Origin of the sequence: Alkalibacillus sp. S2W, assembly GCF_046764385.1 — a bacterium.
Taxonomy (GTDB): Bacteria; Bacillota; Bacilli; order Bacillales; family Alkalibacillaceae; genus Alkalibacillus; species Alkalibacillus almallahensis.
In genome coordinates this window covers 1474175-1499370 of record NZ_CP177234.1, presented here as the reverse complement: position 1 = coordinate 1499370, position 25196 = coordinate 1474175, and the positions used below count along the sequence as shown (strand labels likewise).

Sequence of the window (25196 nt, the reverse complement as noted above, 5' to 3'; positions counted from 1 at the left end):
ACCAATTGGTTAGAACCCTTATTCATACCTCCATATTGGCTAAAATAATACTTAAGGCTTGAGGGTAGAGTTGATTTAAATCACTTATAGGCAACGGATTCACGCCGCTACCAAGTTCTACTGTGAATCCGGGTTTTTGATACGTTTGAATAAACCAATCTTTATATCCAGCATGACTATCAACGTATCGGATGGGTTGATAACCACTAACATCACCATAAACGTCAGCAATCTGATTAGATTGAGGTGGTTCTAATCCTTCATATCCCCAGTAAATCACTTCACCTTGCGTGTGAAACGCTAGGACTCGATCAAATTGTTTATTACTCGTCAACTCATAAATAGCTATCGCTTCAGGTTCTGTCAGCGGTTGAAAGCCTGGAAAATCCCGAGGTGAAGGTTGTTTAGGGTTCCGTTGTTGTTCTATTTCCCAATGAGCTGGAAACTGATTATTAAGGTCAACTCCTCGAATGTTGGCTTTCCATCCTGCAAAATGGTGTGATTGTTGATTAATCGCTAATACGTCATTTTTGAGGGATTTTGATTGAGGTAACCCTTGATTAATTAAATCAACACCATCAGGATTAACAAGAGGTACAATGGAAAACTTAATCTGATTATACATAGACCTTGCATCTATATGGTTAATCGACTCATTATTCTCATAGGCATCAATATAATCAGCAAGAAACCGCATTAAGACATTGGTTGTAATCGATTCATGAGCGTGCATTGAACCATTTAAATGGATGGATTTGTCTCCATCTCCTATGACGATTTCATATATTGCTTTCCCCTGAATAGAAGTCCCAATTTTATCAATTGAAAAGATGGGGTGTTCAGCTTTTAATGCCATTAAATCATGCTCAAACTTCGCATAAGTGTAAAGAGATTGATCTTGAATAAGTTGTCTGGCCCGCATTAATTAAAACCTCCTAATCGGTTCATAATATGTATGTTAAGGTTTAAATTTGCACAAAATTTGAAAACTCCTTATAATGAAAGGGAAAATTTCTATTCAGACGTAGTTAACAGCGTTAATAAATGGTATGATGGGTTTATACACAACAGTTAAAGGAGGATTTATCTTGGCATTTGTTATTTCATCACCTTGTAAAGATGAAAAGGCAGCAGAGTGTGTGGATGTATGTCCAGTTGATTGTATTGAAGAAGGTAAAGACATGTTCTATATAGATCCAGATATTTGTATTGATTGCGGAGCATGTGAGGCCGTATGCCCGGTTGAAGCAATTTATCACGAGGACGAGCTTCCACAAGAAGAACGTGAATACATCGAAATCAATCGGAAATTTTTCCAAGGTTAACAGATACATTAGAAAGAGACTGGATGTCGTATCTAGTCTCTTTTTTTTACACTGAATGAATTCAATTTATTAGGAGATTACAGATATGTTCAATAAAAAAGACGAGTACATCGAAAATATTTTTTCATATGCACGCTGGTTATTACTAGTAAGTTTAGCCTTAATTTTTATGCTACAACAAGGAGAAGAGATTTTCACAATTGATCAACAGATTTTTTGGTATAGTATAGGCATTGCTGCACTTTATACTTTGATTGTTCATATCAGTTTAAAAGCCTTGGCGACGTATTCTAAATTGAAGTTGATTATTGTTCATATAGGATTAATCTTGGATTTAATATTTTATACGATTATATTACTAATGGCAGGAAGTCATTATTCATTATTCTTACCATTATTCTTTATATGGTTATTACATATTACACTTGTTTGGAGTATGAAGATTTCAATGCTAATGACTGTCTTAGTTATGGCAACCTATAGTATCATTAGTTACTATATTAATGGAGTAAATGATTTTATTACGATTCCGTTTATTATGAATCTAGTATTTATATTATTAATTGGTATTTTAACGAGTTCAATGACCATTCGAAAAGAAGCTAGCTCATTTGATCACATCGATTACAAGGAAGAGGCGATGAAAGATTATGTTTCAGGCCTCTATAATCACCGCACGTTCCAAAACACCCTAATGAAGCTCGTGGATCAAAGGAAACCTATCGCTTTAATTAAATTCAATATTGACGATTTTCAAATGTTAAACGATCGCTTGGGTTATGAGTGGGGTGATCGAGTACTAGCTGTTATCGGCTCTACATTAGATTTTTGGGTTGAACCTCAGAAAGGTTATAGCTTTAGATATAATGGAGATGAGTTTACGGTGATTCTATTCGATCAGAAACGTACTCATCTAGAACAAGAGATTGAGAGATGGAATAACTATATCTACGAACATGTTCAATTGCTTGAACCTTTGCAAGGTGAAAACGTCACATTAAGTTATGGCGTTGGGACGCTAATGGAAAAAGACGATCATAATGAGTTCTTACGACGAGTGGATCGTTGCATGCAACAAGCTAAAGCTTCAGGTAAAAATCGAGCTGTTTTTGATGAGACATTTCAATAGAATCGTATAAGGGAAGATGGGGAGTTACAGAATGACAACAGAAACACAGATGGCATTAAATCTAGATACGTTATTTGAAGTGGCTAAACGAAATGATGAGAAAAAAGAGCAACAAAAAATAATAGATTTATATCAAAAGTGGTTAAATGTTGAAACAGTCATTGGATTTACTGGACATTTTTCAGCAGGGAAGTCATCCATGATTAATCATATATTAGATCAATCCATATTACCATCAAGTCCGATTCCAACAAGTGCTAATATAGTAGAAATTAAGCACGGAGATGAACATGTGACTTATCACTTAAATCAGGAACGATATGCTACGTCATCATCTATTGATATGGAAGAAGTACATCGTCTTTCAAAAAATGGTGAAGAAGTTCAGTCTTTAACGATTGAAACAGACTTACCATCTCTTAAAGGAACAACATTAATGGACACTCCAGGTATTGATTCTGCAGACGATCAAGAATTTGCTAGAACTCTATCTCGTGTGCATTTAATTGATTATTTCGTATATGTTGTCGATTATAATCACGTACAGTCAGAGATTAATTTTCAGTTTTTATATGAATTAGAGAAAAAATCAGTGCCATATATTATTGTCGTGAACCAAGTCGATAAGCATGATGCTAAAGAAATGACAATGTCTGACTATTTGAACGCTTTACGAGAAAGTTGCGAACTTTGGGGACTTAATCCAGATGCGATTTTCACAACATCTTTAATTGATCTTGACCATGAACATAACCAATTGGATGAACTTAAGTCTTATATCGATCGTGTGACTGATACAATACAGGATCAGCTTGAATTACGCCTAAAAGTAGAAGTTGAGACGGTAATTGATCAGTTAGCGAACCGATATTATGATGAGGCAAACCAAACGTTGAATGCTGCCGATGAACAAACCTATCAAAGACAATATGATGAACTAAAAGAGCAACTTAGCTTATTAAATCTAGATCAACGACAATTTATCACACAGTATAAACAAACGATTGGAAAAATAGTTAATGAAGCTTACGTCATGACAGCAGATACACGAGAACTTGCAAAGGCTTATCTTGAATCATTACAGCCTAAATTTAAAGTAGGTGGCTTGTTTTCTAAAAAGAAAACTGACGAAGAAAAGGAAAGACGTCGAGATCAGTTTATTAACCAATTACAAGAAAAAGTTACGACTGAAATAAGCTGGCATGTTCGTAACACTTTACTTGAAACATATAACCAGCAATCTTTAAGTAATAGTCAATTAAAACAGAGACTTCAACAGTATGATTTTCAAATAAACGAGGCTATTTTATTAGAAACTCACAATTCATCTGCAGAAATTACGGGTCATTATGTACTTAATTACACAGAAAATCTGCAAACAAAGCTCAATCAATCTATTAAAGAAGATGTAACCCCTTTATTAGAACAATTGTTCACAGAAATAGCAAATGCAACTGAGGATCAACAGGAACAATTAACTGAGCAACTTAAAGACATTGAAGAACACTTGGAAAATGCTAGGGAATCAAATCAGGAAACATTAGAAAAGAAACAATTTATTGATTATCTTAAACGTGAGACTTGGATGACCACCAGTGATCATAGTCTTCTAAAAGATGCGATCAATCATAAAGAAGCTGAGCAAACTAAGGTATTAATTGATGATATTATATCTGATTCAATAACAGATTCTATAACAAGTTCTGATTCTGAACCATCTTATAATCAATCGACTTTAGTAGTAGAAGAAGTCCAAACTCAAGCCCAAAACATATTATCATATTTAGAAACGATGCCTTTGTTAACAGAATTTTATAGTTCAATTCAGAAAAGCCTTACTCAATTAGATCAACAGCAGTATACTGTTGCTTTGTTCGGTGCCTTTAGTGCTGGTAAATCATCATTTGCTAATGCTTGGGTAGGCCAGGCAATACTGCCAGTTTCACCAAATCCAACCACAGCAGCCATCAATAAGATTGCACCGCCTAATCGTCCTAGGGAACATGGTGAGGTCACCGTACAATTCAAGACAGAAAATACTTTATTACATCAAGTTTCAAAAGTGCTAGAACCTGTAACTGATAAACAGTTTAATACGATCGAGCAGTTATATTCATTTATTGATAAACAACAACAGGACTTACAGGCCATGCTTTCTAAGACAGATTGGTCATTTGTAGAAGCATTCTTTACAGGGAAGCAACAGTCAGAACAATATTTAGGTGAAACATTAACATCAAGTTTACAAACGTTCGAACCTTATGTAACTGATGAGACACTATCTTGTTACGTGGAGGAAATAACGGTCTATTATGATTGTGAACTAACAAGACAAGGCGTCACTCTGGTTGATACGCCTGGGGCAGATTCAATTCATGCACGACACACAAATGTATCGATGCATTATGTGCGTCATTCTGATGTGATTGTTTATGTTAATTACTATAATCATGCTTTTGCTCGAGCAGACCGTGAATTCTTATCTCAACTAGGACGTGTGAAATCATCCTTTTCATTAGATAAGATGTTCTTTATTTTAAACGCAGCTGATTTAGCAAAAGACGATCAGGAATTAAATGATGTGAAAGATTATTTATCAGAACAATTACGACAATATGGGATTGAATCGCCTCAGATTTTCCCACTCTCTAGCAAAAGGTTAAATGAAGATGTCAGTCAAAAATATTCTGATTCTCGTGCAGTTGCATTTTTTGATCGTTTTCAACAATTTATTGAAACAGATGCTAAACTATTAACGGCTCAAACATTATCGCAAGAAATTGAAAACTTAAAAGTGTTCGTTACACAAACTGTTCATGAATTACAAGAAAACCAAGTCGAACAAGAACAACGGATCCAGCAATACGAAGAGCAATTCAAGAGCCTAAAACAATTTTTATCATCAATGGATAAGACCATTTATGAACAACAAATCAATCAACAAATAGATGAACTTGTTTATTACTTAAATGACCGCGTTATGATTCAATTAAATGAAATGATGAAAGAGGTTATTAATCCGACCACCATCACTCAAAAAGGTAAACGTGGTCAAACACAATTAAAGCAAGCGATAAAACAACTTGCGATCAATGCTGAAAACCGATTAGAAACAGAATTTCATTCAACAAACATGATTTTAGATCGCCATTTTCAACAAGTACTTCAATCAATCAGTCAAGACATTAATCGTTTCGTTGATTCGGAGACGGATTTCGAACAATTGTATATTGCTGAGCAGGCAATGGAAGAGGCAACAAATGAAAAATTTATCTCAATTATTGATTCTAACTCCCTTAATCAATTTGTTTCTTTTTATAAAGATCAAAAACAATTTTTTGTTGAACAACAGGTCAAAACTTTATTCGAAGAACTCAAAGCTCATGTGCAATCGAATTTAAATGAAATTCAAGATCAATTTCTCTTATCATTAAAAAAGCATTACCAAAATCAAATTGAAGTCACATATCATACAGAATCAGAGCGTTATTTAACCAATATTCGTCATATGATTGACTCTAAAGCCCAATTGTATGGTGATGCGGAACAAGCGAATCAATTAAGAGAATTACATGATGAATTTATTTAAAAAGTTTTAATTTTATTCGACATATTCTGAAAAAAAATATAACATGAAGATATTAATGTTTTACTTAGCTAGATTATCACTTTAAGAGTCTAGTTATGTTCGGTCATTGAATCTTAATAGTCGGAGGGAATTATGATAACAAAAAAGGCAGTACAAGCGAATGATATTTTTAATTTGGCATCTCTAACGGATCCTAGGTATTCACCAGATTATAAGGAAGCTTTATTTGTTAAAACCACTTTGAATGAAGAACGCAATCAATATGAATCTAATTTGTTCCATTACAACGTGACGGAAGATCGACTGTCTCAATTCACATTTGGAGTATCACGTGTGAGTCATCCGCGTTGGTCACCTAAAGGCGATTCAATCATTTTTATTTCGAATCGTGATGATCAGAATCAAGTCTATTGGATGTCTCGTTACGGTGGTGAGGCCAAGAAGATTACAGATGAGAAAGAGGGAGTCTCGAAGGCTGAGTTCTCACCAGATGGTCAATTCATCATGCTACAAACTTCTGTTAAAGCAGAGGATTTAAATCAACGAGAAGAAGAGAACGATGATCAATGTGATGATTTACCCCAACCTGTTGTAATTAGCCGAATGAAATACAAAGCAGATGGTGCTGGGCTACTAAAGCGGAAGTATCAAGTGATAAAACGTTTAAACCTTGAAACAGAAGATGTTGAAACCATTAAAGAAGGGGAACAGAACTTCTCTTTTCAAACATGGGTTAATCAATCTCAAATTGTTTATACCACGGATTATTCTGAAGACGAGGATTTTAATTTCAATCAAGAAGCTTATTTGTACCATCTAACAGCCAAAACTGAACATCCATTATTCACAGAAGAAGGAACGCCTTCAGGGTTTAGTGTTTCGCCAAACGGAGAGCATCTATTATTCGCTCATATGGGACGAAACTATGAAAACGCAACCCATGTTGAACTATATGCTTATCACATCTCTTCAGGAGTGACAGCATGTTTAACAGAACATTTTGACGCACCTGTTGGTGATTTTATTGTTGCAGATACCCAGCAACAACCCGTTTTAAGGCCTGCTGTTTGGGCAAGCGATGAAACGTTTTATTTACCAGTATCGAATTTTGGCAATGTGCTATTATATTACGGACATGTCGGAGGATCATTATATCCAGCCATCAACGACAACTTACATGTTGTAGGCTATGATATTGATCCGAATAAACAAACTGCCTTAGTGACTATTAGTTACCCAACAAGCCCAAGTGAGTTATATGAATTATCTTTAACTGATGGACGCTTAACGCAAATAACAAACGAGCATCAGACATTTATTGATGAAACAGAATTGGTTGAACCAGAAGCCATTCAATACAAAAGCTTTGATGATTGGACAGTCCATGGTTGGTTAATGAAACCGGCGAATTTCGATAAATCCGAATCATATCCTTTGATTGTTAATATCCACGGTGGACCACATGCGTTTTATGGGAATACATTCTTCCATGAGATGCAGTATTTTGCTGGTCAGGGATATGGCGTTCTTTATGTAAACCCTCGCGGTAGTCATAGTTATGGGCAAGAATTTGTAGATGCTGTACGTGGAGATTATGGTAATGGTGATTACCAAGATATTATGGCAGGTGTCGAACATGTCTTAACAAACTATGCTTGGATTGATGAGAATCGTTTAGCTGTAACTGGTGGTAGTTATGGTGGCTTTATGACGAACTGGATTGTCGGACATACGAATCGTTTTAAAGCAGCGGTTACTCAACGAAGTATTTCCAATTGGACAAGCTTCCGTGGCGTTAGTGATATTGGTTATTACTTTTCGGATTGGCAAATCCAAGCCTCATTCTATGATATTGAAACAATGTGGAAGCATTCACCGATTGCATATGTTGACCAAGTTCAAACACCACTTAAAATCATCCATAATGAGCATGATTTCCGGTGCCCAATGGAACAAGCTGAACAACTTTACATTGCGTTAAAATACCAGCGCAATGAAACAGAATTTGTTCGTTTTCCAGAAGCAGATCATAACCTATCGCGCACCGGTAAACCAAACTTAAGAATCGAAAGACTGCAGCATATTATTGATTGGTTTAATCAATATATTAGCTAAAAAAAGCCGTTTCCTCTCAATAAAAGGGGGAAACGGCTTTAATTAATTAGACCAATATTCCTGGATGAATTCATCACGACCTGATTTCACGCGATCAGCTTGATATTCATCAGGATTCTTTTCATGAAAATCTTGGTGATATTCTTCTGCTGGATAGAAGTTTTCAGCCGGCTTAATTTCAGTTACAATTGGTTTATTAAATTTTCCTGATGCTTCAAGTTGTTGCCGACTAGCTTCTGCTAATTTTTGTTGTTCATCAGTATGATAAAAAATAGCCGTACGATACTGAGGACCTCTGTCGTGAAATTGTCCGTCTGGGTCAGTAGGGTCAATCTGTTTCCAATATAAGTCTAAAATTGTGTTATAATCTATTTTATCAGGGTCATATGTAATTTGAACGGATTCATAATGACCGCTTTGACCAGATTTTACCTGCTCATATGTTGGGTTTTCGATGTGACCGCCAGTATAACCAGAGATGACACTGTTGACGCCATCCCATTGATCGAATGGTTTTACCATACACCAAAAACAACCACCAGCAAATGTTGCATATGCTTTTTGATTGCTCATGTCTATCACTCCTTAAATCGTCTTTTGATTATAGCAATTTTTTTCAAAAGACGAAAGACAACCGCTTCAAAAAAAAGCTGCCAATCAAGTGATTAGCAGCTACAAACTTCGTTTTCCTGTAATAAGTTGATAAATAAAGACAATGCCTGCTACTACGAGAAGGAGATGAATGAGTCCACCCGCAATTTCTAATACAAAACCAATCAGCCATAATGCTAAAATGATAATAATAATAGTCCAAAGCATTTTAATCACCTCAGTTATAAGATTACCCTAATTTTAAATCTTTCAATCAAATTATCACTATTTTTCAATATTTTTTGCTAAAATATTGGTAGACTGTTTAGATTAATGGAGGTACATAATGAAAAAAGCATTTGTTTTATTTCCCATTCTTATATTCGTCTTAGTAGCTTGTTCGGATGAAGAAGTCGTGATTCCTCATGATAGCATGGGAGATTACATTGCCCTATGGGAAGAGAATTCATTTCAGGAGATGTATGATCAATATTTAACATCAGAAGCTACAGAATCATTTGGTGAAGAGGACTTTGTTGACCGCTATAATGATTTGTATAACGATTTAGAAATAAGTAACCTGTCTGTAGAAATGACTAACAATAATGAAGAACAGTTAACAGAGCTTCGAGAAAATATTGAAGATCGTGACGAATACGAAATGCCTCTAAAAATTTCATTCTCTACATTAGCGGGCGATGTTGAATATGAAGTTAACGTCAACATGACTAAGCAGGCTGCTGAAGATCATGAAGATTTAGAAAAAGATCGTTGGTTAATTAATTGGAAACCGGAATTAATTTTACCTGAATTAGAAAAGAATGAAAAAGTTGCTCTAGAGCAGAATGAGGGAAGAAGAGGGGAGATTTTAGACCGAAATGGTAATGCCCTTGCAACATTAGGTGAGGTGTATGAAGTCGGCATCACTCCTGAGCAATTTGATGAATCTAATTTAGATGAACTAAGTGAATCCTTAACAGTATCTAATGAGTACATTGAAAATAAGTTGAACCAAAGCTGGGTTGAATCGAATTATTTTGTTCCGATTCGAAATATTGGGATTAACGAAGAGGATGTAGTAGAAGAAGCGACAAGCGTTTCGGGTGTCACAACAAGAGTTAAAACAGATCGAGTTTATCCTTATGGAAAAGCTGCTGCACATTTAACAGGGTATATTGGACCGATCACCGCAAGTGAACTGGAAGAAAGAGAATCAGAAGGTTATAGTTCAAATGATGTTATTGGTAAACGTGGGCTAGAGCAATTGTTTGAAGATCAACTACGTGCTGAAGATGGTGTAGCAATCGTTATTGAAAAAAATAACGGATCTAATACGACTGTCGTTGAGAAAGAACCTGTAGACGGTGAAACAGTAGAAACAACCATAGATATGAATGTACAAGAGACATTATATGATATTGTAAAAGAAGAAACGGGTACAGCTACAGTCATGCACCCACAAACTGGTGAAGTGTTAAGTTTATTAAGTTTTCCAACTTTTGATCCGAATCAATTTGTCATGGGTATGACGAATGCCGAATATGACGAAGTAACATCAAATGAAAACAACCCAACGCTTAACCGATTTGCATCTAACTATTCGCCAGGGTCTACGATGAAGTTATTAACTAGCCTTGTTGGTTTTAAACAAGATAAATTAAACCCTGAAGAAGTTGAACAAATCGATGGCTTACGTTGGCAAAAAGATTCTAGCTGGGGAGATTATTACGTAACTCGAGTGAGTTCAAGTTATTCAGAAGTCGATTTTGATACTGCTATGACTCATTCTGATAACATTTACTTCGCTCGACTAGGGTTGGATATAGGGGCAGAACCTTTAGCAAACGGATTGCAATCATTAGGTTTTGGTGAACCATTACCGTTTACTTATCCATTACCTGCATCTCAAGTATCGAATTCAGGTGAAATTACGTCAGAAGGTATGCTAGCTGATACATCGTTTGGTCAGGGTGAAGTGCTTATAAATAACACTCATTTGGCTTCTATTTATAGCGGTGTGGCAAATGATGGTCAATATATGAAACCTAAATTGTTGTTAAATGAAGAAGATGAGGTTTGGTTAGAAGATGTTGTATCAAATGAGGAAAATCAAATTTTACAAGATGCTTTAAGAAGTGTTGTAACAGATGGATCAGCTACACAGATTGATCTTGATGGTAAAGCAATGGCAGGTAAAACAGGAACAGCAGAATTAAAATCAAGTCAGGAAGAAGACAATGGTAAACAAAATGGTCTCTTTGTTAGTTATGATCAAGATGACCCCAATTTATTATTAAGTTTGTTAGTTGAAGGAGTGCAAGATCGAGGTGGAAGTGGCGTTGCTGTCGATTTAAGTAAACAGTTTTTTGAGGAATATAAATAAAAAATGAGTGGTCAGCATACTGGCCACTCATTTTTCTTTTTCTAAGTCTTGAATAACCTCAATTAATAAATCAGGTCTGTCAGTTATAATTCCGTCGGCGCCAGATTTTAATAGTTCACGCATGGTTTCTTCATCATTGATTGTCCAATAAAAAACTTCTAGGCCTAAACGCTCAGCACCGTCTAACAGGGATTTGGATGTTAAATCAAAACCACTTTCTGAAGTTGGTATTGAAACAGCATCAATACTTGGATTATATAAATTTCTTATCCATAACTTATGAGTAAGCACAAAATCACGGATCTCTTGACGCCCGCCAGAAGTCGCAACATTAAAGGGATCTTTACGTTGAAATTTTTTAATAATATGATGATCAAATGATCCGATCAAAACTTTGTCTTGCATATTATATTGATCAATTAAATTTATTAGTCTAGTAATCATTTCATCAATTCGATGGTCTGGATTTGTCGCTTTTATTTCTAAAATAAATTTTTGATTTGGAAAGGCTTGAAACAGTTCATTTAAGGTGATTAATTCTAAACCTTTTCCACGATAAGCATAATGACCGTCACGATCTTTAAAATAATAACCTGCGTCTAATTGTTTTAATTCTTCAAGTGTCAAATTAGCCACAAGTCCTGTTCCATCAGTTGTACGGTCAACTGTTGCATCATGTATATTCATTAAATAACCATCTTCACTTATATGTAAATCAGTCTCTAAAGCATCGACTCCTAATTGATCAGCATGTTTAAAAGCTGCCATTGTTGAAGAGGGCCTTAATTCTTCACCTCCTTGGTGAGCAATCACCATAGGCCTGTCTTGTTCAAAAAAAAGTTTTGATTCGACAGAATGAAACACAATCACATTAAAACCAGTATACAAGAGCACCACTGTTACTAAACTAACTATAATCACTTTATTTAGCTTGAATCTGAAAACCATCACCCCCAATCCCAGATATAATTGCATGGTTCCATACTTTTTGTTAAGCAAAACATTAAGATAACCATAACAATATTATGTAAACTTACTTGTGATTTATATTGATGATGGTATAATATATGAAAGAAGGGAGGGGTAGTATGAATGATGAAAAACCTATTGTTCAAATAAGAGATAATGGGTCGATCTTAGTAAAAGGCGATGTGACATTATTGGATGCTGAAGGCAATGAATATCAAACAAAACCAGCGTTTTCACTTTGTCGTTGTGGGGCCTCTCAAAATAAACCGTTTTGTGACGGGTCACATAAACAGATTGATTTCCAAGATATTTCACGGGCCTAATTACATATTAAATCCCCTTTGTGTTTATTTTTACACAAAGGGGATTTTATTATTGCTGCTTGAAATGAAGAAAAGCGTCATGAGCGAATGTCACACCTTGACTCCAAGCGGCGCCTCCACCTAAAGCAATCGCGACACCAATTGCTTCTAAAACTTCTTGTTCTTCAGCCTGATGTTCAGCAGCCCCTTTTGCATGATACACCATGCAATAATGGTCTTTCGTATAAACAGCAATGCTTAATGCTATAAGCTGTTTTGTCTTCTCGTCTAAGGACCCCTCTTTAAAAGCTGAATCAGTAAACCGAAAATACTGTTCAGTCAATTCAGGTAAATTTTTCTCCACTTCGCTTGTTTTTTCTTTTACATAAAGCAGTACATCATCGAAATTTTCATGATTCTCATGATTCATAGTTATCACACCTTTCTTTATTAATGTGATTTATCTGCGTGAGGTTATTCATTTTATTTCCGGACTTTCTTTATATTCGAGCCGATTATGACAAATCTCGATCTAATAACTTGTCAAAATTATAAACATTTTGACCTGAATTGTTTGATTTATATAGTATTTGCGCTTACCCGGGAAATAATTCTTTAGATTTATATTTACAAAGTTGTTGTAAAATTGGTACATTTAATACATATCATAAAGTCGAGAATTGTCGAGGGGGAATACATATGAAATCCATAAAATTTAAGCTAACAGCCATTATGTTAGCGCTATTAATTATTCCATTAGTGATTATAGGCTTTATTTCTTATAGCCAAACGTCATTTTTGGAAAACACCATTATTCCGAAAGATGTGATTGAATCGGAAACGAGTGAGGCAACAGAGGTGTTTAATGAGTACGAGCAATTATTAACGTCGATCACTGAAGAAGGTGAAATCAATTATAATAACACCGATATTCCAAGTGCTAGTACAAACTATGATAATATGCCTACAACGAATGATGAAGACTTAACGGATTATTATCAGTCATTTTTTGAGGAACAGAGTGATGGTCACGATTATATTTTGAACTTATATATGGGAACACCAGATGGGAGTCTATATTTAGATAACATTCCTGATGCGGACTTATCGGATTATAATGCGACTGAACGTGAATGGTACCAATTAGCAACTGAACAACAAGGAGAAGTTGTTTGGACAGAGCCATATATAGATGCCGCGACCAATCAATCGATCATTACATTAGCGAAAACGGTAACCAATGATCAAGGTGAAGTTATTTCGGTGGCAGCAATTGATTTCGAAATGTCTAAATTAGCAACATTAGTACGCAATGACAATGCACAAACTATTTTTATTATAGGTATAATTGCCGTGATTGTCGGTGGCGTGGCTGTTTATTTATTTGTTCGCTATATGAATAGGCAAATGAATCAATTAGAAACAGGCCTAAAAAATGTGGCAAACGGAGACTTAACTCAGCCAATTGATGTAACTTCAGAAGATGAATTTGGTCGTTTGGCAGAAGAATATAACCAAATGATTGATCAAATGCACGTTTTAATTAAAAAAGTTGTTGAATCATCTGAACAAGTTGCTGCTTCTTCTCAGCAACTTAATGCAAATGCAGATGAAACTTCTAAAGCAGCAGAACAAATTGCGCATTCCATTCAACAAGTATCTGAAGGACACGAGCATCAATCTCGCCAAGTGCATGAATCAACCGAATACGTTTCGGAAATCTCTAATGATATTCAGGAAATTTCTTCACGTGCTGAACGTGTTAATGAATCATCTGAAGAGACATCTAAGCAAGCAGCGGATGGAGAAAAAGTTGTCCAACAAGCCGTCCAGCAAATGGATGAAATCAGCGATAATACATCATCGACACGTGATATTATTCAGAATCTCAATGAACGTTCAAAAGAAGTCGAGAAAATTTTAACTATTATTAATGATATTTCAGAACAAACGAATTTACTGGCATTAAATGCAGCTATTGAAGCTGCTCGTGCTGGAGAACATGGTAAAGGATTTGCTGTCGTTGCTGATGAAGTAAGAAAATTAGCCGAGCAATCAACAGAATCAACAAGTCAAATTTCGTCAATCATCAATGAGATACAAGAGCAAACAAAAGAGGCAGTCGATTCCATGGAGAATGGTGTTGAAAACGTGGATCAAGGGAAAGAGCTTGTTCATAAAGCTGGCGAATCTTTTGAAGATATTGCTCAAGCTGTAAATTCAGTTTCAGATCGAATGAAAGAAGTTTCTGATTCCATTCAGCAAATTGATGAGCGAAGTGGTAAGTTGGTTCAATCAATGGAAGCTGTTTCTGAACAAACAGAAAAATCGTCTGGATTAGCTGAAGAAGTTGCGAGTGCAGCTGAAGAACAATCAGCAAGTGTAGAAGAAGTGACATCAGCAACTGATGCACTCTCACATATGGCTGAAGAACTCCAAGAAGCTGCTAATCAATTTAAAGTGAAATAATCAAAAAAGCTGTCACATTTGTGGCAGCTTTTTTGATAGAAAATTGTTATGTTAATAAAGCAAATTAATTTCATTCTAATAAAGATATTGATAGGATATGAAGTGACATTAACAGATGAAAGGAACATCCTTATGGCAAATCTAAATATACCATTATCCGTATTAAATTTAGCACCTGTTCGCGAAGGTGGCGACCAAAAACAAGCAATTGACGACCTTGTTGATTTAGCTCAAGCGACTGAAGAAATGGGCTATGAACGTTATTGGATCGCTGAACATCATAATACACCAACCTTAGTCAGTTCTGCTACATCCATGTTAATCAAACATACATTAGAGAATACAAACTCTATTCGAGTTGGTTCTGGTGGCGTGATGTTACCAAATCATTCTCCACTTATTGTAGCTGAACAATTTGGTACGATGGAAACGTTATATCCAAACCGTGTTGATCTAGGGCTAGGGAGAGCTCCTGGAACTGATCAATTAACAGCTAGTGCCATTAGACGATCTAATCATGATGCTGTTCATGATTTTCCTTCTGACATTAAAGATTTATTACAATACTTTGGACCGGAAGATCAACAAGGTTATGTTAAAGCATTCCCAGGTGTCGGCAAAGACATTCCTTTATATATTTTAGGCTCTTCGACTGATTCAGCACGATTGGCTGCTAATCTTGGCCTGCCATATGCGTTTGCAGCTCATTTCGCTCCGCATCAAATGGATGCTGCTATTGATTTATATCGCCGGAACTTCCAACCTTCTGAATATTTAAGCGAACCATACATGATGATTTGTTTAAACGTGATTGCGGCTGAGACAGATGAGGAAGCAAAATTTGAAAAGACGACGTTAGATCAGTTCTTTTTAAATGTAGTAAGAGGGACAAGCAATCCTCTAAGCCATCCGAACGAAGATGTTTTAAGTCAATTTAGAGATGCTGAATTACAAATGGTACACAATATGTCTAAAACATCATTAATTGGTAGCCCTGAAACAATTAAGGAACAATTAACACAGTTTCAGTCACGTTATGACATTGATGAATTAATGGCAGTGACTTATATTTATGATCGTGATAAACAAAAGCGTTCATACCAAATATTAAAAGATATTGTTGATGGTAAAGTCTAATCAACTAATTGCTTTAAGCTGAATAGCATTGATATCACGTGAATCAGCAATTAGAAGTTGTCGTTCAGCATCAACAAAAGTGACAAGGTTTGTGTGATGATTCATGTGCACGAAAAGCCGAACGGGAATTGAATCACCGTTAACAGTGACCGTTGTTAGGGGTGTGCCTGGATTCAATTTTTGTAGTAAAGGGATCAGTGACGTTTGATTGGATTCAATCATTTTGTTCAGATGCTCGATGAGATAATCATAGTAAGTCTTGATGGTGTCATTTACTTGCTCTTGTTCATCTAAAAACATTTGTTGCAAGTATTCAATCTCTTTAATATGGTCATCCATCTCGATTTGTAGTTGAGAGGATTTGTTTAATTGTAGATCTACGCCATCAATTTTGTTAATAGCTGCATTTTGCTTTGCTATCAGGGATTCAAGTTGATTATTAATCTGATTTTCTTCTCTTATAATCTGTTTAGTTAAGCCACTTAAATCATCTAATTTGTCGTCATGACGCATTATTTGATGGGTAAGACGATTGAAATTATTGTTGGTTTTGCGATCAATATGTTTTGTTGTATCGATTAACTGCATCATCTCTTTTTGCAATTGATCTTGTTTAATGTCGGATTGAATAGCGTGTTCATTAAGTGCGAAAAGTTGTTGAAAAACTGATTGCATTAGCAATAGTAACCGATTTATTTTAAGTTGATTTGTTGGTTTGTGTTCTTTTTGAGACTCTTTTTCTACAAAAGAATTCTGTTGCGAGGGTTTAAAATTTTGATTTAAATAAAGCTTCGCGACCATACAATACGACCCCTAATAATTTTTGTTATATTATCATATGTAACAAAGCCCAATTTGTTCAAAAAAGAAGGGAGCCAATGGCATTGGCTCCCTCCCAGAAATAGACATATTAAGTGTCAATTTCAATCATATCGATTCGGTTACAGTCAGCAACTAATAAATCGTCGTCATCTTGAACGAAATAAGCTAGATTCGAATCAGAATCAAGCGATGCAAAATATTGTGCTGGTTCAGATTCACCGTTTACAAAGACTTCATTAACAGGTGTACCTGGGTTAAGTGTTTCGAGTAATTGACATACAGCAGATTGTCTATTTTGACTCATAGTTAACACCTCCGTTAAATAGATTTTCCCGATCAGGATACTATATCTTATGGTGATTTAAGCTAAACTACTTGTTCTAATAACCAATTCAATAAAAAATGAGTAGTATATAAGAGGTTTAATAGTCTATAGACAAAATAGATGAAAGGTGATAACACATGAAACAATATCGTATTAATCCTAATGAAGGATTAGAATTTGGTTTATATACATTAGGTGATCATTTACCAGACCCTCATTCTGGTGAAAGGATTTCCGCTCAGACTCGTTTGAATGAAATCATTGAATTATCACAACTTGCAGAGCAAGCCGGATTAGATTTTTTTAGCGTTGGAGAAAGTCATCAAGATTATTTTACGACGCAGGCTCACTCTGTCGTACTTAGTGCAATCGCCCAAGCAACGGAGAAGATTAAAATAGCTAGTTCTTCTACAATTATCAGTACTTTGGATCCTGTACGCGTTTTTGAAGATTTTGCAACGGTGGACTTAATTTCGGATGGCCGTACGGAAATTGTTGCTGGTCGTGCTTCGCGTATTGGTAACTTTGAATTACTTGGCTATCCTTTACGAGATTATGAAGAGTTGTATGAAGAGAAATTTGAACTGCTGAATTTAATTAATCAACAAGAAGAAGTCACTTGGCAAGGGAAGCACCGAGCACCGCTTAATCAGGCTCGTGTAATTCCTCGACCTAAACATGGATCATTACCGATTTGGCGCGCGGTTGGTGGATCGCCATCAAGTGCTGTGAAGGCGGGTTATGCTGGTGTACCCATGTTTATGGCTCATTTAGGAGGGCCAGCATCAGTATTTAAACGCACAGTTGATGCTTACCGCGATGCAGCAAAACAGGCAGGACATAATCCAGATGAGTTGCCCGTTGCAACAGCTGGCTTTTTCTACGCAGCTGAGTCGTCTCAACAGGCACTACAAGATTTATATCCGCATATTAATGAAGGGATGAAGAAAACGAACGGTCAAGGCTTTCCGAAGCAAAACTTTGCTCAAGGCGCTGATCCTCACAATGTTATGAATATCGGCAGTCCGCAACAGATCATTGAAAAGATTTTATATCAACATGAATTGTATGGCCATCAGCGTTATATTGCCCAAATGGATTTTGGCGGGATGCCGTTCGATAAATTAAAACGGAATATTGATTTAATCGGTTCAGAGATTTTACCAGCAATTAGGAAATATACAAAACAGTAGAGGAGGGGGAAGAGTATGAAAGTTGTTGCTTTGTCAGGGTCTATTGTTGGTTCGAAAACACGAACAGCAATGGATTATACAATTGCATCTTTAGAAAAGCAATACCCTGAGATCGAAACCACCTTAATTGATTTAAAAGATTATGACATCCAATTTAGTGATGGCCGACATTATTTAGATTATCCAGGTGACACAAAATGTGTCACACAAACCATTATGGAAGCTGATGCGATCATCATCGGAACGCCAATTTTTCAGGCATCGATTCCAGCAACATTAAAGAATATTTTTGATTTATTACCAGTCGATGCATTTCGCGATAAAGTTGTTGGCATGTTAGCAACAGCTGGATCAGCAAAGCATTACTTAATATTAGAACAACAACTTAAATCTATATTAGGTTATATGAAAGCACAAATTGTGCAATCATATGTATTTATTGAAGAAATAGATTTTGATCAGAAACAAATTGTTAATGATGACGTATTAGCACGAATTGATCGCTTAGTTGAAGATACAATTATACTGAGTGAGACGTATCAACAAATTAAGCAAGCGAAAGAGGATCAATACGATTTTTAACGAGAAATCCTGATGTTAAATCAACAATTTAGCATCAGGATTTATTATATTTAGCGATGTACGTACTAAATTGGTCTAATTAAATTTATCTTTAGGTTTACATAACATTGATTATACCAAGTTAATGATATAGTTTAACAGGCGCTTGTTACCGTGAATTAAGTATTTTGCGCCTGTTTTTAATGCTTATACAACCATTACACGAAACTTATATAATAGTTACACAATCATTATATTTGTTGTTGATCTTCTCTAATTTGCTTATGAGTAACCGTTTGTTTAGGTCCAATCAAGATTGCAATTAATCCAATCACACCAGAGATCATAAACGTTGTACTATAACTCCATATACTAATCCACGTCCCTGCTAACGTTGAACCGAAAACTTGGCCTAATGCTAGCAATAAAAACGGAATCTCTATACCTAATGATGCGTTAGTAATAAACACTTTAATTCCCCATACTAACTAAAACAAGCCCTCCTACCTTATATGCTGTTGGTAAACCAATTGTTTCAATCAGTGATCCTGAAAAACCTCCTAGAATTCCAAAGATTCCAATCATTACCCAAAAAAATGATAATTGCCAATCAGGATAATGACCCGCTATTTCTATAAATGTACGAGAGAAAGTCCAAAATGCTGCTGTAGAAACACCTAGAATAAGTGTTGCAATAATGAGTGGAATAGCGCCCTTCACGCCTTTGATTGAAAGCTCACCTATCTGGAAAAATGATGTTCTCTCTGTTTTTGGAATGGCACGGTAGTTCCAAACCAAGACCATGAACGTTAATATGGCATAGATCAGATAAGTTATACGCCAATTTGGTGATAAAACAATGGCACCCAATCCTGATAGAATAATACCTAGACTTGTACCTGAATTAATCCATGTGTTTGCTTTACCCTGCTCAGCATGATTAATCCATAATGAAATAGCAGCTCCATATGGTGGTGAAATTAATCCTGTACTACTGCCTGCAAGTAATACGCCAATTCCTAAAATCCAAACATTCGGAGTCACAGTAATAATCATAAGTCCTATTACGGCTGCAGCACCTGCTAATAGAATCATCTTTCTCGGACCATCTCGTGTCGTTAAAACAGTTGAATAAATAATAGTAAAACAATAAGCTAAATAAAATAATGACGAGATCAACCCTGATGTAAACTCAGACATATTTAAGGTGCTGTTAATGTCCGGTAGTAATAATCCGAAGCTAAAACGAGCTAAACCATATGTGACAGCAATCATCGTAACCCCTGGTAAAACAAGTTGTGAGAAGCGCAACACGACTTCATCCTTATTACATATATAGATAGAACGTCTTTTCTACTATTAGTTATAGAAACTATGACGCTTGTCGCACAAGGATGCGAGCCATGGCAATAGAATGTTCGGTTGCTTGTTCAGCACCAATTAAAGTCGTCATAGATGTTGTTCCTTCTAATAATAGTGTCAGTTGATGCGCTAGATCATGATCGTGGTCCTTCCCTTTTGCTTGGGCAAGTTTCTTAAAATACTGTAATAGTTTTACTTTATGTCCCCTTGCGATCGCCTCGATTTCGTTATCTTCACCAGAATAATCTTCTATTGCTCTAAGGAACATATCGCCTTGATAAGACTCTTTTTTCAACCATTTTCCGTGTGCTCCCACTGCAAGAATAAATGGTGAATCAGAATCTGACTCAACATATGAATCAAGATACGTCCAATACCTACTTTCACGTTGTCTCAATACTTCTTCAACGAGATTATCTTTAGAATTGAAATGATTATACAACGTCATCGTTGCCACATTCGCTTCTTGAATAATTTGCTTTAAGCCAACACCACGAAACCCATATTGATAAAATAAATCTTCAGCTACCCGAATTAATTGTTCACGTTTAACAGAATAGCTCATTTAAATACCACCTTCACTGTAAATTAGATAGAACGGTCATTCTAATCCAAACTCTAGCAATCAATCTGAATTAGTGTCAATTCCTAAGACTTATGCCAAAAATCAAATGTAACCGCTTTTATTCATAACCTTCTCACAATTGATAATCTAAGTTATAATAAGTGTCAGATTAATAACTTAACAGAAACGGAGTGAATAGTTGTTATGACAAAAGCAGTATGGCATCCAAGTGAAAGCTATTTAACGAATACCCGTCTTTATCAGATGATGAATCGCCTTGGTTTCGAAGATTACGATCGATTTCATCAATACTCTGTTCAAGATATTGCGACTTTTTGGCACGAAGCAGAACAAGAACTTGATATTAATTGGTTTAATCCTTATGACCAGGCATTAGATTTAACAAATGGTGTGATGTATCCTCAGTGGTATGTAAATGGAAAAATGAATGTTGCCTATAATGCAGTGGAAAAATGGGCACATAATCCAGGTTATCAAAACCAACATGCTTTGATTTGGGAGAGTGATGCTGGAGACACACGCATATTCACGTTTAAAGAGTTAGATGAAGAAGTGAATCGTGTGGCTAATGGTTTGTTAGATCAAGGTGCACAAAAAGGTGATATTTTTACAATTTATATGCCCATGATCCCTGAGACGACGATTGCCATGCTTGCTATTTCCAAAATTGGTGCGATCTTCTCACCTGCTTTTTCTGGCTATAAAGCAGAAGCTGTTGCAACACGAATTAATGCTGCAGAAGCCAAATATTTAATAACAGTAGATGGCTTTCATCGCGGCGGTAAAACCGTTAATTTAAAAGATGATGCTTCTGAAGCAGTCCAAGCAACTTCTTCTATTGATAAAGTTTTTGTTGTTGAGCATGCACAAAATGATGTGAGTTGGAATGATGACGTTGATGTTCGTTGGCATGATGTTCGTTCTTCCAATGATTCATTTAAATCAGTCCATACGAACGGCAATGACCCTTATATGATTATTTACACGTCTGGTACCACTGGTAAACCAAAAGGTGCCCTACATACACATAATGGTTTTCCGATCAAATCAGCGTTTGATGCGGGAATTACCATGGATGTCTCAGCTGGTGATACGCTTTTCTGGTTTACTGATATGGGTTGGATGATGGGTCCATTCTTAGTTTACGGCGGTTTATTAAACGGTGCTACAATCTTAATGTTCGAAGGGACTCCTACCTACCCTGAGCCCGATCGGATTTGGGATATTGTAGAACGTCATGACGTCACTCATCTTGGTATTGCACCAACACTGATTCGAACACTCATGACATTAGATGAGTCCTACGTGACGAAACATGACCTATCATCGCTTAAATTAATTGGATCAACAGGTGAACCATGGAATGAAGAACCATGGATGTGGTTATTCGATAAAGTATGCGGGCGTCGTATTCCTATCTTTAATTATTCAGGTGGAACAGAAATTTCAGGAGGCATTTTTGGCAATGTACTGGTGAAACCGATTGCTCCAGTTGGCTTCAATGCAGCCTTACCAGCTATGGATGTTGATGTTTATGATCAAGATGGTGAGCGTGTTGAAAACGAAGTTGGTGAGCTTGTCATTAAACAGCCATGGGTTGGCATGACAAATGGTTTTTACAAAGAAAATGAGCGCTATGAAAACACATACTGGAATCGTTTTGAAGATACTTGGGTTCACGGAGACTGGGTTATTCAAGATGACGAAGGCTTTTACACGATCACTGGACGATCAGACGATACGTTAAATGTCGCTGGAAAACGATTAGGTCCAGCAGAATTAGAATCAATTTTTGTTGAACATGATAATGTCGTAGAAGCTGGTGTGATTGGTATTCCAGATGACGTTAAAGGCGAGAAACCAGTTGCTTTCGTTGTACCTAAAGGCGAAGATTATAATGAAGAAAAGTTAAAAGATGAGCTAATTAATCACGCGATTGACCGTTTAGGTAAAGCAATTGCACCAAGAACATGTCATATAATCGATGACCTACCGAAAACTCGAAATGCAAAAGTGATGCGACGTGCGATTAAAGCTGCCTACTTAAATAAAGACGCAGGTGACTTATCAGCGTTAGAAAATCCTCATGTCGTCGATCAAATTCGCGAAATAGGCAAACAGACAAATTAATTAGCAAACAAAACCGCTCAGACTATAATTGAACTATACCCCAGTTAGTGGACTTATTAAAAAAAGTCCCTAGCTGGGGTTTGTTATGTTATGGACACCCCCCTGTTATAATGGAATGAATCAGATTAAAGGAAGACCTCAGGAGCCAGACATGCTGCTTCTTACAGGAGCCTCTATGTCTGTAACGGATGTCAATGAAAGGGGTATTGAACATGAGTCAAACGATATTCACAGCTAAACAAATGGAACGGCTTGAACAAAACCCATACGTCGATAAAGTTTCAGATCGCTCGATCTCCTACAACTCAGAATTTAAGGTCCAAGCTGTTGAGGAAAATTTGAATGGCAAAGGGCCTCAACAGATATTTGTTGAACATGGTTTTGACCTCGACAGCATTGGATATGCCAAGCCCCAACAGTGTCTAAAACGTTGGCGCAAAACGTACGATACTTATGGCAAAGAAGGGTTTCGAACAGAACGACGAGGCAAAGGGGCAACAGGTCGACCGTCTAAACAAGATCTAACACCTGAAGAAGAACTTAAGCAAGCTGAAGCTCGCATCAAATATTTGGAAGCTGAAAATGATTTTCTAAAAAAGCTCGACGAACGCGAAAGGCAGGCGATGAAGAAGCACCGTTAAAGCCATGTGAGACATATGAAATCATTGAACGAACCATGAGAATGTACCAATTAAATGGAGTAACGACGCATTTATGTCAATTAGCAGGGGTTAGTCAAAGCGGCTATTATAAATGGCTCAAAAACGAGCCAGCTAGGCAAGAAGCTGAACGACAAGATGAACAGGCGTTTCAATTGATTGAAGATATATTCTTATCACTCAATGGCAAGGCAGGGGCGCAAACCATTCAAATGATTCTGGAGAATGATGAAGGTATCGTCATGAATCTCAAGAAAATTCGGCGGATCATGAAGAAATATGGCTTAATCACGAAAGTGAGACAAGCTAATCCCTATAAGAAAATGGCTCAGGCAACACAAGAACATAAAACATGTGATAATCTCGTGAATCGGGCGTTTGATCAAGATGAACCTGGCAAGGTATTATTAACAGACATCACGTATTTATATGATGGTCATGGAAACGTATCTTACCTTTCAGCTATTAAAGATGCGGCGACACATGAAATTCTAGCACACCACGTGTCCTCGTCTTTAAGAATGGACATCGTTTATGAAACGTTAACGCATTTAGTTGAGAATGGTTTTGAAATGCCACCTGAGAGCTTTTTTCACTCTGACCAAGGCTTTCACTATACGCATCCCATTTTTCAACAACAGCTTAAAGACATGGGATTCACCCAATCGATGTCACGCAAAGGCAACTGTTGGGATAACGCCCCAATGGAATCTTTCTTCGGTCATTTGAAAGATGACATAGACATCAAAGCTTGTCACACGATGGAGGAGGTTAAAATAATGATTCATGACTATATAGCCTATTACAATTCATCAAGATACCAATGGACACTAAAAAAGATGACCCCGAATCAATATCGAGGTCACCTTTTAGCCGCCTAGTTTTTTATTAAATTGTCCACTTTTAAGGGTACAGTTCAAATTTCTGAGCGGTTTTAATAATTGGTGTGATCATTTAGTTTTCACTGATGCCAATGATCGATAGTCCTGTAAATACACCAATTCCTAGCTCAATGTTCGCATTTGGTCCTCTGATAAGAAAAAAAAGACAATACTTATTATGACTATGGTGATCGATAAAACTCCAAATACGTGTTTTCTCACCAAGCTCCTCCCTTCTTTTATTAAGTTCCGTCGAAACTAAATCAATAAGTTTACATAATATAATTATGGTCAATTGTTTCCGATTGTTTTACCCACGATTCTTCCTGTAAATAAACATCCTCCTAAAAATGTTCCTTCTAATGCCCGGTAACCATGTATACCTCCACCACCGAATCCTGATGCTTCACCAGCTGCATACAGTCCTGTAATTGGTTCTTCTTGTTGGTTTAACACCTGTCCTGATAAGTTAGTTTGTAGGCCTCCAAGTGTTTTTCGACTTAAAATATTTAAACGAACTGCAATTAACGGACCATGTTTTGGATCTAAAAGCTTATGTGGTTTGGCCGTACGAATGAGTTTATCCCCTTTGTAAAAACGTGATCCACGTAAGGCTGTAATTTGTAAGTCTTTCGTAAATTGATTATCCATGGTGGATTTTATAATGA

General features: G+C 36.4%; 22 protein-coding genes and 1 pseudogene. 12 read left to right on the top strand and 11 right to left on the bottom strand.

What is annotated here, in order from left to right; genetic code table 11:
• Positions 1–22: 22 nt before the first annotated feature.
• A complete protein-coding gene (locus tag ACKXGF_RS08050; RefSeq protein ID WP_411953284.1) occupies positions 23–922 on the bottom strand; it encodes a M14 family metallocarboxypeptidase in 900 nt (299 codons plus the stop codon).
• Between the two features lie 166 nt (positions 923–1088).
• Here ACKXGF_RS08050 and ACKXGF_RS08045 point away from each other — a divergent pair, with 166 nt between their 5' ends.
• From ACKXGF_RS08045 to ACKXGF_RS08030, 4 genes are all read left to right on the top strand, one after another.
• Positions 1089–1325, top strand: coding sequence for an indolepyruvate ferredoxin oxidoreductase subunit alpha (locus ACKXGF_RS08045; RefSeq protein ID WP_306978084.1), 237 nt, complete (start codon positions 1089–1091; stop codon positions 1323–1325).
• Between the two features lie 85 nt (positions 1326–1410).
• The gene (locus ACKXGF_RS08040; protein WP_411953283.1) at positions 1411–2454 is read left to right on the top strand and encodes a GGDEF domain-containing protein; all 1044 of its coding nucleotides are present in this window, start codon (positions 1411–1413) and stop codon (positions 2452–2454) included.
• Positions 2455–2485: 31 nt separating this feature from the next.
• Positions 2486–6043 carry a dynamin family protein gene (locus tag ACKXGF_RS08035; protein WP_411953282.1) on the top strand — a complete coding sequence of 1186 codons (3558 nt, stop codon included), beginning with the start codon at positions 2486–2488 and terminating at the stop codon, positions 6041–6043.
• Positions 6044–6175: 132 nt separating this feature from the next.
• Positions 6176–8158, top strand: coding sequence for a prolyl oligopeptidase family serine peptidase (locus ACKXGF_RS08030; protein ID WP_411953281.1), 1983 nt, complete (start codon positions 6176–6178; stop codon positions 8156–8158).
• Between the two features lie 42 nt (positions 8159–8200).
• Here ACKXGF_RS08030 and msrA read toward each other — a convergent pair whose 3' ends face one another.
• The gene (gene msrA, locus ACKXGF_RS08025; RefSeq protein ID WP_411953280.1) at positions 8201–8731 is read right to left on the bottom strand and encodes a peptide-methionine (S)-S-oxide reductase MsrA; all 531 of its coding nucleotides are present in this window, start codon (positions 8729–8731) and stop codon (positions 8201–8203) included.
• A 99-nt stretch (positions 8732–8830) separates the two neighbouring features.
• Positions 8831–8977 carry a lmo0937 family membrane protein gene (locus ACKXGF_RS08020; RefSeq protein WP_167260417.1) on the bottom strand — a complete coding sequence of 49 codons (147 nt, stop codon included), beginning with the start codon at positions 8975–8977 and terminating at the stop codon, positions 8831–8833.
• A 118-nt stretch (positions 8978–9095) separates the two neighbouring features.
• Between ACKXGF_RS08020 and ACKXGF_RS08015 the strand changes: the two genes are divergently transcribed.
• Entirely contained in the window at positions 9096–11132 is a 2037-nt protein-coding gene (locus tag ACKXGF_RS08015) for a penicillin-binding transpeptidase domain-containing protein (protein WP_411953279.1), read from the top strand.
• A gap of 27 nt (positions 11133–11159) precedes the next feature.
• On the opposite strand, the gene ACKXGF_RS08010 is transcribed toward ACKXGF_RS08015, so the two are convergent.
• Complete coding sequence (locus ACKXGF_RS08010) at positions 11160–12080, bottom strand: glycerophosphodiester phosphodiesterase (RefSeq protein WP_411953278.1); 921 nt, start codon at positions 12078–12080, stop codon at positions 11160–11162.
• A gap of 140 nt (positions 12081–12220) precedes the next feature.
• Here ACKXGF_RS08010 and ACKXGF_RS08005 point away from each other — a divergent pair, with 140 nt between their 5' ends.
• Complete coding sequence (locus ACKXGF_RS08005) at positions 12221–12424, top strand: CDGSH iron-sulfur domain-containing protein (RefSeq protein WP_411953277.1); 204 nt, start codon at positions 12221–12223, stop codon at positions 12422–12424.
• Between the two features lie 49 nt (positions 12425–12473).
• Here ACKXGF_RS08005 and ACKXGF_RS08000 read toward each other — a convergent pair whose 3' ends face one another.
• The gene (locus tag ACKXGF_RS08000; protein WP_411953276.1) at positions 12474–12833 is read right to left on the bottom strand and encodes a carboxymuconolactone decarboxylase family protein; all 360 of its coding nucleotides are present in this window, start codon (positions 12831–12833) and stop codon (positions 12474–12476) included.
• 269 nt (positions 12834–13102) lie between these two features.
• Between ACKXGF_RS08000 and ACKXGF_RS07995 the strand changes: the two genes are divergently transcribed.
• Together ACKXGF_RS07995 and ACKXGF_RS07990 are read left to right on the top strand one after the other, a co-directional pair.
• Positions 13103–14872: a methyl-accepting chemotaxis protein gene (locus tag ACKXGF_RS07995; RefSeq protein ID WP_411953275.1), complete on the top strand. Its 1770-nt coding sequence runs from the start codon at positions 13103–13105 to the stop codon at positions 14870–14872.
• 132 nt (positions 14873–15004) lie between these two features.
• Positions 15005–16009: an LLM class flavin-dependent oxidoreductase gene (locus tag ACKXGF_RS07990; RefSeq protein ID WP_411953274.1), complete on the top strand. Its 1005-nt coding sequence runs from the start codon at positions 15005–15007 to the stop codon at positions 16007–16009.
• On the opposite strand, the gene ACKXGF_RS07985 is transcribed toward ACKXGF_RS07990, so the two are convergent.
• Together ACKXGF_RS07985 and ACKXGF_RS07980 are read right to left on the bottom strand one after the other, a co-directional pair.
• Positions 16010–16810, bottom strand: a complete 801-nt coding sequence (locus tag ACKXGF_RS07985; RefSeq protein WP_411953273.1) for a hypothetical protein — start codon at positions 16808–16810, stop codon at positions 16010–16012. It lies immediately after the preceding gene.
• Between the two features lie 109 nt (positions 16811–16919).
• Entirely contained in the window at positions 16920–17135 is a 216-nt protein-coding gene (locus ACKXGF_RS07980; RefSeq protein WP_411953272.1) for a hypothetical protein, read from the bottom strand.
• 158 nt (positions 17136–17293) lie between these two features.
• Between ACKXGF_RS07980 and ACKXGF_RS07975 the strand changes: the two genes are divergently transcribed.
• Both ACKXGF_RS07975 and ACKXGF_RS07970 read left to right on the top strand, forming a co-directional pair.
• Positions 17294–18349, top strand: a complete 1056-nt coding sequence (locus ACKXGF_RS07975) for an LLM class flavin-dependent oxidoreductase (protein WP_411953271.1) — start codon at positions 17294–17296, stop codon at positions 18347–18349.
• Between the two features lie 15 nt (positions 18350–18364).
• Positions 18365–18931, top strand: a complete 567-nt coding sequence (locus ACKXGF_RS07970) for an NADPH-dependent FMN reductase (RefSeq protein ID WP_411953270.1) — start codon at positions 18365–18367, stop codon at positions 18929–18931.
• 230 nt (positions 18932–19161) lie between these two features.
• Here the strand turns inward: ACKXGF_RS07970 and ACKXGF_RS07965 are convergent, their stop codons facing one another.
• From ACKXGF_RS07965 to ACKXGF_RS07955, 3 genes are read right to left on the bottom strand one after another with little or no spacing between them, the layout of a single operon-like run.
• Positions 19162–19380 carry a hypothetical protein gene (locus ACKXGF_RS07965; protein WP_411953269.1) on the bottom strand — a complete coding sequence of 73 codons (219 nt, stop codon included), beginning with the start codon at positions 19378–19380 and terminating at the stop codon, positions 19162–19164.
• A gap of 1 nt (position 19381) precedes the next feature.
• Positions 19382–20224: an MFS transporter gene (locus tag ACKXGF_RS07960; protein WP_411953268.1), complete on the bottom strand. Its 843-nt coding sequence runs from the start codon at positions 20222–20224 to the stop codon at positions 19382–19384.
• Between the two features lie 58 nt (positions 20225–20282).
• Positions 20283–20837 (bottom strand): TetR/AcrR family transcriptional regulator, encoded by a 555-nt coding sequence (locus tag ACKXGF_RS07955; protein ID WP_411953267.1) that lies wholly within the window; start codon positions 20835–20837, stop codon positions 20283–20285.
• Between the two features lie 204 nt (positions 20838–21041).
• Here ACKXGF_RS07955 and ACKXGF_RS07950 point away from each other — a divergent pair, with 204 nt between their 5' ends.
• Positions 21042–22988: an AMP-binding protein gene (locus tag ACKXGF_RS07950; RefSeq protein ID WP_411953266.1), complete on the top strand. Its 1947-nt coding sequence runs from the start codon at positions 21042–21044 to the stop codon at positions 22986–22988.
• Between the two features lie 212 nt (positions 22989–23200).
• A protein-coding gene (locus ACKXGF_RS07945; RefSeq protein WP_411953265.1) for an IS3 family transposase occupies positions 23201–24528 on the top strand; the annotation gives its coding sequence in 2 pieces (ribosomal slippage) (positions 23201–23579 and positions 23579–24528; 1329 coding nt in all).
• Between the two features lie 291 nt (positions 24529–24819).
• Here the strand turns inward: ACKXGF_RS07945 and ACKXGF_RS07940 are convergent.
• Positions 24820–25179: pseudogene (locus ACKXGF_RS07940) on the bottom strand (FAD-binding protein); the annotation flags it as partial.
• Between the last annotated feature and the right edge of the window lie 17 nt (positions 25180–25196).

What these genes read in the sequence shown, in the direction of transcription:
- ACKXGF_RS08005 (WP_411953277.1), top strand. Translation starts at nt 12,221, where the DNA reads ATGAATGATGAAAAACCTATTGTTCAAATAAGAGATAATGGGTCGATC.
- ACKXGF_RS07975 (WP_411953271.1), top strand. Translation starts at nt 17,294, where the DNA reads ATGAAACAATATCGTATTAATCCTAATGAAGGATTAGAATTTGGTTTA.
- ACKXGF_RS07950 (WP_411953266.1), top strand. Translation starts at nt 21,042, where the DNA reads ATGACAAAAGCAGTATGGCATCCAAGTGAAAGCTATTTAACGAATACC.
- ACKXGF_RS08020 (WP_167260417.1), bottom strand. Translation starts at nt 8,977, where the DNA reads ATGCTTTGGACTATTATTATTATCATTTTAGCATTATGGCTGATTGGT.
- ACKXGF_RS08010 (WP_411953278.1), bottom strand. Translation starts at nt 12,080, where the DNA reads ATGGTTTTCAGATTCAAGCTAAATAAAGTGATTATAGTTAGTTTAGTA.
- ACKXGF_RS07990 (WP_411953274.1), top strand. Translation starts at nt 15,005, where the DNA reads ATGGCAAATCTAAATATACCATTATCCGTATTAAATTTAGCACCTGTT.
- ACKXGF_RS08000 (WP_411953276.1), bottom strand. Translation starts at nt 12,833, where the DNA reads ATGAATCATGAGAATCATGAAAATTTCGATGATGTACTGCTTTATGTA.
- msrA (WP_411953280.1), bottom strand. Translation starts at nt 8,731, where the DNA reads ATGAGCAATCAAAAAGCATATGCAACATTTGCTGGTGGTTGTTTTTGG.
- ACKXGF_RS08030 (WP_411953281.1), top strand. Translation starts at nt 6,176, where the DNA reads ATGATAACAAAAAAGGCAGTACAAGCGAATGATATTTTTAATTTGGCA.
- ACKXGF_RS07955 (WP_411953267.1), bottom strand. Translation starts at nt 20,837, where the DNA reads ATGAGCTATTCTGTTAAACGTGAACAATTAATTCGGGTAGCTGAAGAT.
- ACKXGF_RS07980 (WP_411953272.1), bottom strand. Translation starts at nt 17,135, where the DNA reads ATGAGTCAAAATAGACAATCTGCTGTATGTCAATTACTCGAAACACTT.
- ACKXGF_RS08050 (WP_411953284.1), bottom strand. Translation starts at nt 922, where the DNA reads ATGCGGGCCAGACAACTTATTCAAGATCAATCTCTTTACACTTATGCG.
- ACKXGF_RS08040 (WP_411953283.1), top strand. Translation starts at nt 1,411, where the DNA reads ATGTTCAATAAAAAAGACGAGTACATCGAAAATATTTTTTCATATGCA.
- ACKXGF_RS07995 (WP_411953275.1), top strand. Translation starts at nt 13,103, where the DNA reads ATGAAATCCATAAAATTTAAGCTAACAGCCATTATGTTAGCGCTATTA.
- ACKXGF_RS07985 (WP_411953273.1), bottom strand. Translation starts at nt 16,810, where the DNA reads ATGGTCGCGAAGCTTTATTTAAATCAAAATTTTAAACCCTCGCAACAG.
- ACKXGF_RS07970 (WP_411953270.1), top strand. Translation starts at nt 18,365, where the DNA reads ATGAAAGTTGTTGCTTTGTCAGGGTCTATTGTTGGTTCGAAAACACGA.
- ACKXGF_RS08015 (WP_411953279.1), top strand. Translation starts at nt 9,096, where the DNA reads ATGAAAAAAGCATTTGTTTTATTTCCCATTCTTATATTCGTCTTAGTA.
- ACKXGF_RS08035 (WP_411953282.1), top strand. Translation starts at nt 2,486, where the DNA reads ATGACAACAGAAACACAGATGGCATTAAATCTAGATACGTTATTTGAA.